This window comes from Pseudomonas frigoris (assembly GCF_047758635.1).
GTDB classification, from domain to species: Bacteria; Pseudomonadota; Gammaproteobacteria; order Pseudomonadales; family Pseudomonadaceae; genus Aquipseudomonas; species Aquipseudomonas frigoris.
The window spans coordinates 5,249,345-5,263,162 of record NZ_CP180479.1 but is presented as its reverse complement, the minus strand read 5'-3'; the positions used below and the strand labels follow the sequence as shown (position 1 = coordinate 5,263,162).

Genomic DNA, 13,818 nt, shown 5'->3' with positions numbered 1-13,818 from the left:
ACTTTTTTGGGTTGGATTGCCGCCAGGCCCTTGTTTCATTGAGGGTGGCAGTGTGATGGCAAATTTTTTTCAAAATCCCCTAAAGCAACCTGCGTTCGCGACGATAACTATTACGAAGGTTCTCTAGGCCATACCCGGCGGTTGCCAGGGCCGGAAGCCGCAGTACCCAACCAACGAGGAATTCGTCATGGCTTTGACAGTAAACACCAACACTACTTCGCTGAACGTTCAGAAGAACCTGAACCGGGCTTCCGACGCTCTGTCGACTTCGATGACTCGCCTGTCTTCCGGCCTGAAAATCAACAGCGCCAAAGACGACGCCGCCGGCCTGCAAATCGCTAGCCGTATGACCTCGCAGATCCGTGGTCAGACCATGGCTATCAAAAACGCCAACGACGGTGTTTCGATCGCTCAGACCGCTGAAGGCGCTCTGCAAGAGTCGAGCAACATTCTGCAGCGTATGCGTGAAATCGCACTGCAATCGCGAAACGATTCCAACGGCACTGCTGACCGTACCGCTCTGGACAAAGAATACCAACAGTCGATCGCTGAGCTGACCCGTATCGCTCAGTCGACCAACCTGAACGGTAAGGCGCTGATCAACGGTACTGCTGGCTCGATGGAATTCCAGGTCGGTGCGGGTACTACTTCCGACAACCAGATCACCCTGACCCTGTCGACCAGCTTCGACGCCAGCGCCCTGGGCATGACCGGTACTACCATCTCCGGTGTTTCCAACGCAGCCAACCACTCGGCAGTACTGTCGGCTATCTCGGCCATCGACCTTGCAATGGCGAACATCAACTCCACTCGTGCTGACCTCGGTGCTGCTCAAAACCGTTTCTCCACCACCATCTCCAACCTGCAGAACATCAACGAAAACGCCAGTGCTGCACTGAGCCGCGTACAAGATACCGACTTCGCTGCTGAAACTGCACAGCTGACCAAGCAACAAACTCTGCAACAAGCCTCCACCGCAGTTCTGGCTCAGGCCAACCAACTGCCATCCGCTGTACTGAAACTGCTTCAGTAATAGCTGGATGAGTTTTGGCGGGGGAGTGCGCACGCGCGCTCTCTCGCTTTTTTAGTTTAAGAGGTGATGGACATGGATATGAGCGTGAAGCTGAACTTGTCTTATCCAGCTGCGAAGCCGGCGACGACTGTTGCTGACAAGCCGGCGGAAAAGCCTCGAGCCGATGCTGCCACAGTGGCAACGGTCAAGGATGAGCCAAAAGACGCGGTAACCGAGCAGGACAAACTGAAGATGGCCGTTCAGGAAATTGAAAAGTTCGTTCAGTCGGTCAAGCGCAACCTGGAGTTCTCGATCGATGAGCCTTCAGGCAAAGTAATTGTCAGAGTGATTGCCAGCGACTCGGGTGAAGTGGTTCGCCAAATCCCCAATGAAGAAGTGCTCAAGCTGGCCAATAGTTTGAATGATGCAAGCAGTCTGTTGTTCAGCGCTAAGGCCTGACAGCTGGCACGAATTTTGTTGCTATGTTCTTTTGGGCGTTTAATGGTCAAAAGGCCGGCGACACACTGAAGGGAGTCCCACATGGCAAGTCCAATTCTACCGGGTCTGGGGTTAGGCTCCGGCCTTGACACCACTGCTATCGTCAAAGCCTTGGTTGATGCTGACAAAGCGGCCAAGCAGAGTCAGATCAACCGACAGACGACCAGCAATACCTCGCAGATTTCCGGTGTCGGGACCCTCAAGAGTGTCCTGGCGAATTTCCAGACCGCGATCAAAAACCTCGGTGATACGAAGACCCAGCAGTTCCTGGGTTACAGCGCCACGAGTTCCGATCCCAAAGTGCTGACTTCTGTCGCCAGCAACTCGGCGGTCAACGGCACTTATGTCATCAAGGTCAACAATCTCGCGACCTCGTCGAAAGTGGCGACTGCCGCGTTTGCCGGCGGCCCTAGCAGTGCCATTCCGAGTGGTACGCTCAATATCACTCAAAATGGCATTTCCCGTCCTGTCGACATTCCCGCCGGCGCAACGCTGCAATCGGTACGGGATGCGATCAACACCCAGCAAGGCGCCAATGGCTTCAGTGCCAACATTGTCACTGACTCCTTCGGCTCTCGTTTGGTGATGGGGTCCACTGCTACTGGTGCAGGTTCCGATATCACGCTCAGTGGTATTGCCGGCCTGGAAATCACCGCGGGCCAGAAAATGGGTGTCACGCCTACAGCGACCTCGGCCGGTGCGATCGGCGAACTCGCTGTGGACGCCAGCTTCACGGTTGACGGATTGGCGATCACCAGCAAATCCAACACTGTGGATAGCGCCATTTCCGGCCTGACACTGAATCTGGTGGCGGGTGGTGGGGTAACATCCACTGTGACGGTCGGGCCGAACAATGACGGTTTGAAAAAATCGATCCAAGCCTTCGTCGACGCTTACAACCAGGTTGTCACCAGCGTCAATACGCTGACCAAGCCCTCCCTGGATAAAGATGGCAAGCCAACCATTGCCGCGGCGTTGACCGGTGACCCGCTGGCTCGGGGCATCCTGGCGTCGATCCGTGAACCGTTGGCCAGTACTGGTGCAGGCGACAAGCTGACCGTACTTTCACAGTTGGGTATTACCACCAACCAGAAAACCGGTGCGCTCGATTTTGACAGCACCAAGTTCTCTGCAGCTATGGATACGCAGAAGCTGGGTGGTGAGGTTCAGAAGCTGTTCCTGGGTGATCCAACGGCGACCGGTGATGCGGCCATGGGGCTGCTGGAACGAATGAATACGGTGATTACGCCTTATACCGTCACTGGCAGCGAAGGCATCCTTGATGCGCGTTCGACCAACCTGGCGAAGGTCAAAACCAACCTGGCCAGCCAGCAGGAGGCACTGGATCGTCGGATCGCGACGCTGACCGACGTGCTGACCAAGAAGTACAACGCTATGGACACCCTGGTCGGTAAGCTAAAGGCTACTGCCAGCAACATTACCTCGATGTTCGAGGCAATGAACGCACAGAAAAACGCCTCATAGCGCGTAAGCGCCAAAAGCCCGGCAGCGGATTCCGCTTGTCGGGCTTTTTTTGTTTCGATCTAAAGATTTTTGACGCCGTGTCGATACACTGGCTATACGAATCACAAAGTTTTAATGAGGTAGAACATGAACCCGATGTTAGCCCTTCGGCAGTACCAGAAGATTGGCGCTCAGGCCCAGACTTCCGAAGCCAGCCCCCATCGCCTGGTGCAAATGCTCATGGAGGGTGGTCTGGATCGCATCGCTCAGGCCAAGGGTGCCATGGAGCGCAAGGATATCCCCAACAAAGGCATTTTCATCGGCAAGGCGATCGGGATCATCGGCGGCTTGCGTGAGGGCCTGGACCTGGAAAACTCTGTTGAGTCTGTGGGTGAGCTGGACAAGCTATACACCTACATGATGAAGCGTCTGACAGAAGCCAACGTCAAAACCGATCCAAAGATTCTCGACGAAGTCGCTGATTTGCTTCGCACTGTCAAAGACGGCTGGGATGCTATCGCCGCGCCGGGTCCGCAGTTTTAAGGAGATCACCATGAGTCTTGTATTGCAGCGAATCGAACAAACCCGTGAAGGCCTGGTCGGTGCTTTGGCTGAGCGTAACTGGGAAGCCATTGGTGAATTGGACCTGGCTTGCCGTTCCTGCATGGAAGACGTCTTGAGTGAAGCTTCGGTGGACGAGGCCGCGTTACGCGATAATCTTGAGGAGTTGCTGGGGGTGTATAAACAGCTTCTGGAGGCGGCGACAGGGGAGAGGCAAGCGATAGTGGATGAGATGTCGCAGATCCACCAAGCACAGAGCGCGGCAAAGGTTTACCATCTGTTTGGTTGATTAACCGTCAGTTAATACAAACATAGTGCGCCATAAATTTGACTGTGCACGGTTTTTTGACTTAACTAGTGGCTGGTTGAACATTTCAGGCGTCTACAGGCATCAACGTGTCTGCAAGCGTCTAGCTTGCCCCCTCATTTCGGGCATTGAGTTGACTAGGGAAGTTGCTATTGCATGTGGCGTGAAACCAAAATTCTGCTGATTGATGACGATAGCGTCCGCCGCCGCGACTTGGCGGTGATATTAAATTTTCTTGGCGAAGAAAATTTACCCTGCGGTAGCCATGACTGGCAGCAGGCTGTCGGCTCATTGTCGTCAAGTCGTGAAGTGATCTGTGTCCTCATCGGGACAGTCAATGCTCCTGGCGCACTTACGGGCTTGTTAAAGACACTCTCCACCTGGGATGAGTTCCTTCCGGTTTTGTTAATGGGCGATAATTCTTCCGTTGACTTGCCAGAAGACCAGCGTCGCCGAGTGCTTTCGACCCTCGAAATGCCACCCAGCTACAGCAAGTTGCTCGACTCCCTGCACCGTGCCCAGGTCTATCGCGAGATGTACGACCAGGCCCGCGAGCGCGGTCGTCATCGCGAACCCAATCTTTTCCGTAGTCTTGTCGGCACCAGCCGGGCGATTCAACACGTCCGTCAGATGATGCAGCAAGTCGCCGACACCGACGCCAGCGTACTGATTCTCGGCGAGTCCGGGACTGGCAAGGAAGTGGTTGCGCGCAACCTGCACTATCACTCCAAGCGTCGTGACGCGCCGTTCGTACCGGTCAACTGCGGGGCGATCCCGGCCGAGTTGCTGGAAAGCGAACTGTTTGGCCACGAGAAGGGCGCCTTCACCGGGGCAATCACCAGCCGCGCCGGGCGTTTCGAACTGGCCAATGGTGGCACGCTGTTCCTCGATGAAATCGGCGACATGCCGCTGCCGATGCAGGTCAAGCTGCTGCGCGTGCTGCAGGAACGCACCTTCGAGCGCGTGGGCAGCAACAAGACCCAAAGCGTCGATGTGCGGATCATCGCGGCGACCCACAAGAACCTCGAAAGCATGATCGAGGTCGGCACCTTCCGCGAAGACTTGTACTACCGCCTGAACGTATTCCCGATCGAGATGGCGCCGCTGCGCGAACGTGTCGAAGACATCCCGTTGCTGATGAACGAGTTGATCTCGCGCATGGAGCACGAGAAGCGTGGTTCGATCCGTTTCAACTCGGCGGCGATCATGTCGCTGTGCCGCCACGGCTGGCCGGGCAACGTCCGCGAGCTCGCCAACCTGGTGGAACGCATGGCGATCATGCATCCGTACGGGGTGATCGGCGTGGTCGAGCTGCCGAAGAAATTCCGTTACGTCGACGATGAGGACGAGCAACTGGTCGACAGCCTGCGCAGCGATCTTGAAGAGCGGGTGGCCATCAACGGTCATACTCCGGACTTCTCGGCCGGCGCCATGCTGCCACCGGAAGGTCTGGACCTGAAGGACTACCTCGGTGGTCTGGAACAAGGGCTGATTCAGCAGGCGCTGGATGATGCCAATGGCATCGTTGCGCGCGCCGCCGAACGCCTGCGCATTCGTCGCACCACACTGGTAGAAAAGATGCGCAAGTACGGCATGAGCCGTCGTGACGGTGATGAACAGGCGGATGATTGACGCCTGTTTTTCAAGTCCTTCATTTGTAGGCGGTTTTTTTTAGGCACGGGTATTGCTACATCCCTCGCAACGTTCCGTTTAACTGACGGTCAGCCAAGCGAGAGAGCACAATGCCCCAAGCCGCCCAGATGTCTCCTGTCCCTGACGCTTCGGGACAACCGTCGTCCGTAGAGCAGGCGAGCCGGCTTGGCCTTGAGCAGGCGTTTGCACTGTTCAACCAGATGTCGAGCCAATTGACCGATTCCTACAGTATGCTCGAAGCCCGAGTCACCGAGCTCAAGGGTGAGCTGGCGGTGGTCAGCGCTCAGCGCATGCAGGAGTTGGCGGAAAAAGAACGCTTGGCCAACCGGCTGCAAAACCTCCTCGATCTGTTGCCCGGCGGCGTCATCGTCATCGACGCCCAAGGCATCGTGCGCGAAGCCAACCCCGCTGCCTGCGAGCTGCTCGGTCTGCCCCTTGAAGGCGAGCTGTGGCGTCATGTCATTGCCCGCTGCTTTGCGCCCCGTGAAGACGACGGTCACGAAATCTCGCTCAAGGACGGTCGGCGTTTGTCGATCTCTACTCGCTCGCTGGATGCCGAGCCCGGTCAGTTGGTGTTGCTCAACGACCTGACTGAAACCCGTCATCTGCAAGATCAGTTGGCCCGCCACGAACGTCTGTCGTCCCTCGGCCGAATGGTCGCTTCGCTGGCTCATCAGATTCGTACCCCCTTGTCCGCCGCCTTGCTCTATGCCAGTCATTTGACTGAGCAAGCGTTGCCGGTCGAGACCCAGCAGCGTTTTGCCGGGCGCCTGAAAGAGCGTCTGCATGAGTTGGAGCATCAGGTTCGCGACATGCTGGTGTTTGCGCGCGGCGAGCTGCCGCTGACCGATCGCGTCACGCCAAAAATGTTGATGCAGTCGCTGCAGGCGGCAGCACTGACCCATGTGCAGGACCTGCCGATTCGCTGGCAGTGCGACAGTCATTCGGGCGAGTTGTTGTGCAATCGCGACACGCTGGTCGGGGCGATCCTGAACCTGATCGAGAACGCCATCCAGGCCGGCGCCGGCGATGTGCGTTTGAAAGTTCATTTCTATACCCGTGACAACAACCTGCGTGTAGCGGTCAGCGACAGCGGTAGCGGCATCGATACGAAAGTACTGGCGCGTCTGGGTGAACCCTTCTTTACCACTAAAACCACCGGAACCGGCCTCGGCCTGACCGTGGTCAAGGCGGTGACGCGTGCTCATCAAGGAGAATTGCAGCTGCGCTCGCGGCTCGGTCGCGGCACGTGTGCGCAGGTGATCCTGCCACTTTTTTCTGGTGAAAAACCCAGCGCTCAGGGAGCGGAGTGAAGGACATGGCAATCAAGGTTTTACTGGTCGAGGACGACCGCGCGCTACGCGAAGCACTGGCGGATACGCTGCTGCTCGCGGGGCACGACTACACGGCAGTAGGTTCGGCAGAAGAAGCGCTGGCGGCGGTCGGTAATGAGGCGTTCAACCTGGTGCTGAGTGACGTCAACATGCCTGGCATGGACGGTCATCAACTGCTCGGATTGCTGCGCACTCGTCAGCCGCAGCTGCCGGTGTTGCTGATGACGGCTCACGGCGCCGTGGAGCGGGCAGTCGACGCGATGCGCCAGGGCGCGGCGGATTACCTGGTCAAACCGTTCGAGCCCAAGGCATTGCTCGATCTGGTGGCACGTCATGCGCTGGGCAGTCTCGGTGCGACCGAGGGCGAGGGGCCTGTAGCGTTCGAGCCGGCCAGTGCGCAATTGCTGGAATTGGCTGCACGGGTAGCGCGCAGTGATTCCACGGTATTGATTTCCGGCGAGTCCGGGACCGGTAAAGAAGTGCTGGCGCGTTACATCCATCAGCACTCTCACCGCGCCAGTCAGCCGTTCATTGCGATCAACTGCGCAGCCATTCCCGACAACATGCTCGAAGCTACGTTATTCGGTCACGAAAAGGGCTCGTTCACCGGCGCCATCGCGGCGCAGGCCGGCAAGTTCGAACAGGCTGATGGCGGGACCATCCTGCTCGACGAAATTTCCGAAATGCCCCTCGGGCTCCAGGCCAAGTTGCTGCGAGTTTTGCAGGAGCGCGAAGTTGAGCGAGTCGGCGCACGCAAGCCGATCACGCTGGACATTCGAGTGGTCGCCACCACCAACCGTGACCTGGCCGGTGAAGTGGCGGCGGGGCGTTTTCGCGAAGACCTTTACTATCGCCTGTCGGTGTTTCCGCTGGCCTGGCGTCCGTTGCGCGAACGTACCGCCGACATCCTGCCATTGGCCGAGCGTCTTCTGGCCAAGTACGTCAATAAAATGAAGCATGCCGCAGCGAGGCTGTCGCCCGAGGCGCAGGCGTGCCTGATTGGTTATCCGTGGCCGGGCAACGTGCGTGAACTGGATAACGCGATTCAGCGGGCGCTGATCCTGCAGCAGGGCGGATTGATACAGCCTGAGGATTTCTGTCTGGCCGGGCCGGTCGCCTGTGCGCCGTTGCCGGCACTGGCTGCGACGCCAGTGCGGGCGGTTGAGATCGAATCCGAGTCGGCCGGGGCGCTGGGCGATGACCTGCGTCGCCGTGAATTCCAGATGATCATCGACACCTTGCGCTCCGAACGCGGCCGTCGCAAAGAGGCCGCCGAGCGTTTGGGCATCAGCCCGCGCACCCTGCGTTACAAGCTGGCGCAGATGCGTGATGCCGGAATGGACGTGGAAGCTTATTTGTTCGCCACCTGAAAGTTGACGCAAGCAACACCGATCTAAATGTGGGAGCGGCGGTGCGACGATTCGACTTGCTCGCGAAAGCTGTAGACCAGCCAGCATCTCTGTTGAATGGAAAACCGTATTCGCGAGCAAGTCGAATCGTCGCACCGCCGCTCCCACATTTGTTTTGCGGTGGTTCACGGTTGAGCAAAGCCCGGAATTGGCTTTTGTTTGGAGCGGCCACGGAGCTGGCACCCTTGTTGCTAACACCTCACTACCCGCCGAGTGAGTGTCAAAAAATTGCGGGTCGCCAAAGACGTAGCTCGTCAAAGAGAGAGACCATGAGCCAAGGTATTGAATTCAATCGATTGATGCTGGACATGCGTTCCATGCAAATGGATGCCATGTCTGCGTCGAAATCGACTGCCGCTGTTCCTGAAGTGGGTGGCAGCAGCTTTTCCGACATGCTCGGTCAGGCCGTCAATAAAGTGAACGAGACGCAGCAGGCGTCCAGTCAGTTGGCCAGTGCCTTCGAGATCGGCAAGAGTGGCGTCGACCTGACGGACGTGATGATTTCCTCGCAGAAGGCCAGCGTGTCTTTTCAAGCGTTGACCCAAGTACGCAACAAGCTGGTTCAGGCATACCAAGACATCATGCAGATGCCGGTTTAAGGACGAATTGAGTCATGGCAGAAGCAGTCGCCGATAATGTTCCGGCCAAGGCCACTCCAATAGACGGCAAGCCGCCGCTGTTCGGGTTGTCCTTCCTGGAAAACCTCTCCGAGATGACCATGTTGCGTCAGGTAGGCCTGTTGGTCGGCCTGGCTGCGAGCGTGGCGATTGGCTTTGCCGTGGTGTTGTGGTCCCAGCAGCCGGACTACCGGCCTCTGTACGGCAGCCTTGCCGGTATGGACGCCAAACAGGTCATGGATACCCTGGCCGCAGCCGACATTCCCTATACCGTTGAACCGAACTCCGGTGCCTTGCTGGTCAAGGCCGATGACCTGTCCCGTGCGCGAATCAAACTCGCGGGCGCTGGTGTCACTCCCAGCGATGGCAACATCGGTTTTGAAATTCTCGACAAGGACCAGGGCCTGGGCACCAGCCAGTTCATGGAAGCGACCCGTTATCGTCGCGGTCTCGAAGGCGAACTGGCCCGCACCATTTCCAGCCTGAACAACGTCAAGGGTGCCCGCGTGCACCTGGCGATTCCGAAAAGTTCGGTGTTCGTGCGCGACGAGCGCAAGCCGAGCGCTTCGATTCTGGTGGAGCTGTACTCCGGCCGCTCGCTGGAGCCTGGTCAAGTGCTGGCGATCATCAACCTGGTGGCCACCAGCGTTCCCGAACTCAGCAAATCCCAGATCACTGTCGTCGACCAGAAGGGCAACCTGCTGTCGGATCAGGCGGAAAATTCCGAACTGACCATGGCCGGCAAGCAATTCGATTACAGCCGTCGCATGGAAAGCATGCTGACTCAGCGCGTGCACAACATTCTGCAACCGGTGCTGGGCAACGATCGCTATAAAGCCGAAGTCTCGGCCGATGTGGATTTCAGTGCCGTCGAGTCGACCTCCGAGCAGTTCAATCCGGACCAGCCGGCGTTGCGCAGCGAGCAGTCGGTCAACGAACAACGTACCGCCAGCAATGGTCCGCAAGGTGTGCCGGGTGCTTTGAGCAACCAGCCGCCGTCGCCTGCCTCCGCACCGCAAACCACCGGTGGCGCTACCGCGTCGGCCGGCATGGTGCAGCCAGGCCAGCCACTGCTGGATGCCAACGGTCAGCAAATCATGGACCCGGCCACCGGCCAGCCTATGCTTGCACCGTACCCGGCGGACAAGCGTCAACAATCCACCAAGAACTTCGAGCTTGACCGTTCCATCAGCCACACCAAACAACAGCAGGGCCGTTTGAATCGCCTCTCGGTGTCGGTGGTGGTGGACGACCAGGTCAAGATCAACGCGGCCAACGGTGAAACCACTCGTGCGCCGTGGACGGCCGATGAATTGGCGCGCTTCACTCGCCTCGTACAGGACGCCGTCGGCTTCGACGCCAGCCGTGGCGACAGTGTCAGCGTGATCAACATGCCGTTCTCCGCCGAGCGCGGTGAAGTGATTGCCGATATTCCGTTCTACTCCCAGCCGTGGTTCTGGGACATCGTCAAGCAAGTGCTGGGTGTCTTGTTCATCCTGGTGCTGGTGTTCGGTGTGCTGCGTCCGGTGCTCAACAACATCACCGGTGGCGGCAAAGGCAAGCAGTTTGCAGGCTTGGGTAGTGACGTCGAGTTGGGTGGCATGGGTGGCCTGGACGGCGAACTTGCCAACGACCGCGTCAGTCTCGGTGGCCCGACCAGCATTCTGTTGCCGAGCCCGAGCGAAGGTTATGACGCACAGTTGAATGCAATCAAGAGTCTGGTGGCAGAAGATCCGGGTCGCGTGGCCCAGGTCGTGAAAGAGTGGATTAACGCAGATGAGTGATAACCGAGCCGTTGCCGCCAAACTGACCAAGGTCGACAAAGCCGCGATTCTGCTGCTGTCCTTGGGTTCTACCGACGCCGCCCAAGTGCTGCGCCACATGGGGCCCAAAGAGGTCCAGCGTGTGGGTGTGGCCATGGCCCAAATGGGTAACGTGCACCGCGAGCAGGTCGAGCAGGTGATGAGTGAGTTCGTCGATATCGTCGGCGACCAGACCAGCCTCGGCGTCGGCTCCGATGACTACGTGCGCAAAATGCTCACGCAGGCCCTGGGCGAAGACAAGGCCAACGGCCTGATCGACCGCATCCTGCTGGGCGGCAACACCAGTGGCCTCGACAGCCTGAAGTGGATGGAGCCGCGCGCCGTCGCCGACGTGATCCGTTACGAGCACCCGCAGATCCAGGCGATCGTGGTGGCGTATCTCGATCCGGACCAGGCGGGTGAAGTGCTCGGCAACTTCGACCACAAGGTGCGTCTGGACATTATTCTGCGGGTCTCCTCGCTGAATACCGTGCAGCCTGCGGCCCTGAAAGAACTCAACCAGATTCTCGAGAAGCAGTTCTCCGGCAACTCGAATGCCTCGCGCACCACCCTGGGTGGCATCAAGCGTGCGGCGGATATCATGAACTTCCTCGACAGCTCGATCGAAGGTCAGTTGATGGACTCGATCCGCGAAGTCGACGAAGACCTGTCCGGTCAGATCGAAGACCTCATGTTCGTGTTCAACAACCTGTCCGATGTCGATGATCGCGGCATTCAGGCGCTGCTGCGCGAAGTGTCCTCCGACGTGTTGGTGCTGGCCCTCAAGGGTTCGGACGAAGGCGTCAAAGAGAAAATCTTCAAGAACATGTCCAAACGGGCGGCCGAACTGTTGCGCGACGACCTCGAGGCCAAAGGCCCGGTGCGCGTCAGCGACGTGGAAACCGCGCAGAAAGAAATCCTCACCATTGCCCGCCGTATGGCCGAAGCCGGAGAAATCGTTCTCGGCGGGAAGGGCGGCGAAGAGATGATCTAAGGTCACTATGTCGTCCAAACATGATGAGTCCAACACCGACCTGATCCGTGGCAAGGACGTCAGTGGTTTCGACGTCTGGTCGCTGCCCAGTTTCGATCCGTTCGTGCCGGAACCCGAGCCTGCGCCGGAACCCGAGCCGCCGGAAATGGAAGAAGTGCCGCTGGATGAAGTCCAGCCACTGACCCTCGAAGAACTCGAAAGCATTCGCCAGGAGGCCTACAACGAAGGCTTCGCCACGGGCGAAAAAGAAGGTTTCCACAGCACCACGCTCAAGGTCCGTCAGGAAGCCGAGGTGGCCCTGGCCGCCAAGATTGCCGCTCTGGAGCAACTGATGGGCCATCTGTTCGAGCCTATCGCCGAGCAGGACACCTTGATCGAAAAGTCCCTGGTCGACCTGGTGCAGCACATCACCAAACAGGTGATTCAGCGCGAACTCGCCATCGACTCGACGCAGATCGAACACGTCATGCGCGAGGCCCTCAAGCTCTTGCCGCTGGGCGTGGGCAATGTGCGGCTGTACATCAATCCGCAAGATTTCGAACAGGTCAAAGCCCTGCGCGAGCGCCATGAAGAAACCTGGCGCATCGTCGAGGACGAGGCGTTGTTGCCCGGCGGTTGCCGGGTCGAGACTGAACACAGTCGCATCGATGCCACGGTCGAAACCCGCGTTGCGCGGGTCATGGACAAGCTCTTCGATCAGTTGCACGAACAGGCCTTGCACCCGGCCGAACCGGATCTGAGCCTGGAGCTGCCGATCAGCGACAAGCCAGCGGTCTCGCCGGTCGAACCCGAACTGGACGTTCCCGATGCGCCTTGATCGCACCAGCTTCGCCAAGCGCCTCGGCAGCTACGCCGAGGCCACGGAGTTGGAAGGCGCGCCGATCCTTGAAGGCCGCTTGCTGCGCATGGTCGGCCTGACCCTCGAGGCTGAGGGCTTGCGCGCCGCCATGGGCAGCCGCTGCATGGTCATCAATGACGATAGTTATCACCCGGTGCAGGTCGAAGCCGAAGTCATGGGCTTCTCCGGCAGCAAGGTGTTTCTCATGCCCGTCGGCAGCGTTGCCGGCATCGCTCCCGGTGCCCGTGTGGTTCCTCTGGCTGATACCGGCCGCTTGCCGATGGGCATGAGCATGCTCGGGCGGGTACTTGATGGCGCCGGTCGCGCGCTGGACGGCAAGGGTGGGATGAAGGCCGAAGATTGGGTGCCGATGGACGGCCCGACCATCAACCCGCTCAAGCGCGAACCGATCAGCGAGCCGCTGGACGTGGGCATTCGCAGCATCAACGGTTTGTTGACGGTCGGTCGCGGCCAGCGTCTGGGCCTGTTCGCCGGTACTGGTGTGGGCAAGAGTGTGCTGCTGGGCATGATGACCCGCTTCACCGAGGCCGACATCATCGTCGTCGGGCTGATCGGTGAGCGGGGTCGTGAAGTTAAAGAATTCATCGAGCACATCCTCGGTGAAGAAGGCCTCAAGCGTTCGGTCGTCGTGGCGTCCCCGGCGGACGATGCTCCGTTGATGCGTCTGCGCGCGGCGATGTACTGCACGCGAATCGCCGAGTATTTCCGCGACAAGGGCAAGAACGTCCTGTTGCTCATGGACTCCCTGACCCGTTTCGCCCAGGCCCAGCGGGAAATCGCCCTGGCCATCGGCGAACCGCCAGCGACCAAGGGTTATCCGCCATCGGTGTTCGCCAAACTGCCGAAACTGGTGGAGCGGGCCGGTAACGCGGAGAAGGGCGGCGGTTCGATCACCGCGTTCTACACCGTACTCTCCGAAGGCGATGATCAGCAGGATCCGATTGCCGACGCCGCACGAGGCGTGCTCGACGGGCACATCGTGCTGTCCCGGCGCCTCGCCGAGGAAGGTCATTACCCGGCCATCGATATCGAAGCGTCCATCAGCCGGGTCATGCCGTCAGTGGTTACGCCGGAACACATGATGCGCGCCCAGTATTTCAAGCAACTGTGGTCGCGGTATCAGCAGAGTCGCGACTTGATCAGCGTTGGCGCCTATGTCGCGGGTGGTGATCGGGAAACCGACCTGGCGATCTCCCTGCAACCGCAGCTGGTGAAATACCTGCGCCAGGGCCTGAACGACAGCATCAGCCTGGGCGAAAGCGAAGCCTATCTCGGCACAATTTTCGCTCCCGCGGCCGGCGGCTAACC

General features: G+C 58.9%; 13 protein-coding genes. All 13 read left to right on the top strand.

Annotation, left to right across the window (positions count from 1 at the left end; all coding sequences use genetic code 11):
• Positions 1 to 187: 187 nt before the first annotated feature.
• The 13 genes from ACMXYH_RS24195 (at position 188) to fliI (ending at position 13,816) form a co-directional block, all read left to right on the top strand.
• Positions 188 to 1,033, top strand: a complete 846-nt coding sequence (locus ACMXYH_RS24195; protein ID WP_415765181.1) for a flagellin domain-containing protein — start codon at positions 188 to 190, stop codon at positions 1,031 to 1,033.
• Positions 1,034 to 1,105: 72 nt separating this feature from the next.
• Positions 1,106 to 1,471 carry a flagellar protein FlaG gene (locus ACMXYH_RS24190; protein WP_046046393.1) on the top strand — a complete coding sequence of 122 codons (366 nt, stop codon included), beginning with the start codon at positions 1,106 to 1,108 and terminating at the stop codon, positions 1,469 to 1,471.
• A gap of 81 nt (positions 1,472 to 1,552) precedes the next feature.
• The gene (gene fliD, locus ACMXYH_RS24185; RefSeq protein ID WP_415765180.1) at positions 1,553 to 2,995 is read left to right on the top strand and encodes a flagellar filament capping protein FliD; all 1,443 of its coding nucleotides are present in this window, start codon (positions 1,553 to 1,555) and stop codon (positions 2,993 to 2,995) included.
• A gap of 126 nt (positions 2,996 to 3,121) precedes the next feature.
• Complete coding sequence (gene fliS, locus ACMXYH_RS24180) at positions 3,122 to 3,517, top strand: flagellar export chaperone FliS (RefSeq protein ID WP_008035229.1); 396 nt, start codon at positions 3,122 to 3,124, stop codon at positions 3,515 to 3,517.
• A 10-nt stretch (positions 3,518 to 3,527) separates the two neighbouring features.
• Entirely contained in the window at positions 3,528 to 3,824 is a 297-nt protein-coding gene (locus ACMXYH_RS24175) for a hypothetical protein (protein WP_008151048.1), read from the top strand.
• Between the two features lie 174 nt (positions 3,825 to 3,998).
• Positions 3,999 to 5,474, top strand: a complete 1,476-nt coding sequence (locus tag ACMXYH_RS24170; RefSeq protein ID WP_129442165.1) for a sigma-54 dependent transcriptional regulator — start codon at positions 3,999 to 4,001, stop codon at positions 5,472 to 5,474.
• A gap of 128 nt (positions 5,475 to 5,602) precedes the next feature.
• On the top strand, positions 5,603 to 6,808 hold the full coding sequence (locus ACMXYH_RS24165; protein WP_415765179.1) for a sensor histidine kinase: 1,206 nt from the start codon (positions 5,603 to 5,605) through the stop codon (positions 6,806 to 6,808).
• A gap of 5 nt (positions 6,809 to 6,813) precedes the next feature.
• Positions 6,814 to 8,199: a sigma-54-dependent response regulator transcription factor FleR gene (fleR, locus tag ACMXYH_RS24160; RefSeq protein ID WP_415765178.1), complete on the top strand. Its 1,386-nt coding sequence runs from the start codon at positions 6,814 to 6,816 to the stop codon at positions 8,197 to 8,199.
• Positions 8,200 to 8,507: 308 nt separating this feature from the next.
• Positions 8,508 to 8,837, top strand: coding sequence for a flagellar hook-basal body complex protein FliE (gene fliE / locus ACMXYH_RS24155; protein ID WP_415765177.1), 330 nt, complete (start codon positions 8,508 to 8,510; stop codon positions 8,835 to 8,837).
• A 14-nt stretch (positions 8,838 to 8,851) separates the two neighbouring features.
• Positions 8,852 to 10,639, top strand: coding sequence for a flagellar basal-body MS-ring/collar protein FliF (gene fliF, locus ACMXYH_RS24150; RefSeq protein WP_046054277.1), 1,788 nt, complete (start codon positions 8,852 to 8,854; stop codon positions 10,637 to 10,639).
• The gene (gene fliG, locus ACMXYH_RS24145) at positions 10,632 to 11,651 is read left to right on the top strand and encodes a flagellar motor switch protein FliG (RefSeq protein ID WP_007894195.1); all 1,020 of its coding nucleotides are present in this window, start codon (positions 10,632 to 10,634) and stop codon (positions 11,649 to 11,651) included. The genes fliF and fliG overlap by 8 nt, the downstream gene beginning before the upstream one ends.
• A 7-nt stretch (positions 11,652 to 11,658) precedes the next feature.
• Positions 11,659 to 12,468, top strand: a complete 810-nt coding sequence (gene fliH / locus ACMXYH_RS24140; protein WP_415765176.1) for a flagellar assembly protein FliH — start codon at positions 11,659 to 11,661, stop codon at positions 12,466 to 12,468.
• Positions 12,458 to 13,816: a flagellar protein export ATPase FliI gene (gene fliI, locus ACMXYH_RS24135; RefSeq protein ID WP_046046383.1), complete on the top strand. Its 1,359-nt coding sequence runs from the start codon at positions 12,458 to 12,460 to the stop codon at positions 13,814 to 13,816. Before fliH ends, fliI begins: the two co-directional genes overlap by 11 nt.
• Positions 13,817 to 13,818 lie beyond the last annotated feature (2 nt).

What these genes read in the sequence shown, in the direction of transcription:
- ACMXYH_RS24175 (WP_008151048.1), top strand. Translation starts at nt 3,528, where the DNA reads ATGAGTCTTGTATTGCAGCGAATCGAACAAACCCGTGAAGGCCTGGTC.
- ACMXYH_RS24170 (WP_129442165.1), top strand. Translation starts at nt 3,999, where the DNA reads ATGTGGCGTGAAACCAAAATTCTGCTGATTGATGACGATAGCGTCCGC.
- fliF (WP_046054277.1), top strand. Translation starts at nt 8,852, where the DNA reads ATGGCAGAAGCAGTCGCCGATAATGTTCCGGCCAAGGCCACTCCAATA.
- fliH (WP_415765176.1), top strand. Translation starts at nt 11,659, where the DNA reads ATGTCGTCCAAACATGATGAGTCCAACACCGACCTGATCCGTGGCAAG.
- fliI (WP_046046383.1), top strand. Translation starts at nt 12,458, where the DNA reads ATGCGCCTTGATCGCACCAGCTTCGCCAAGCGCCTCGGCAGCTACGCC.
- fliD (WP_415765180.1), top strand. Translation starts at nt 1,553, where the DNA reads ATGGCAAGTCCAATTCTACCGGGTCTGGGGTTAGGCTCCGGCCTTGAC.
- fliG (WP_007894195.1), top strand. Translation starts at nt 10,632, where the DNA reads ATGAGTGATAACCGAGCCGTTGCCGCCAAACTGACCAAGGTCGACAAA.
- ACMXYH_RS24195 (WP_415765181.1), top strand. Translation starts at nt 188, where the DNA reads ATGGCTTTGACAGTAAACACCAACACTACTTCGCTGAACGTTCAGAAG.
- ACMXYH_RS24165 (WP_415765179.1), top strand. Translation starts at nt 5,603, where the DNA reads ATGTCTCCTGTCCCTGACGCTTCGGGACAACCGTCGTCCGTAGAGCAG.
- fleR (WP_415765178.1), top strand. Translation starts at nt 6,814, where the DNA reads ATGGCAATCAAGGTTTTACTGGTCGAGGACGACCGCGCGCTACGCGAA.
- fliS (WP_008035229.1), top strand. Translation starts at nt 3,122, where the DNA reads ATGAACCCGATGTTAGCCCTTCGGCAGTACCAGAAGATTGGCGCTCAG.
- fliE (WP_415765177.1), top strand. Translation starts at nt 8,508, where the DNA reads ATGAGCCAAGGTATTGAATTCAATCGATTGATGCTGGACATGCGTTCC.
- ACMXYH_RS24190 (WP_046046393.1), top strand. Translation starts at nt 1,106, where the DNA reads ATGGATATGAGCGTGAAGCTGAACTTGTCTTATCCAGCTGCGAAGCCG.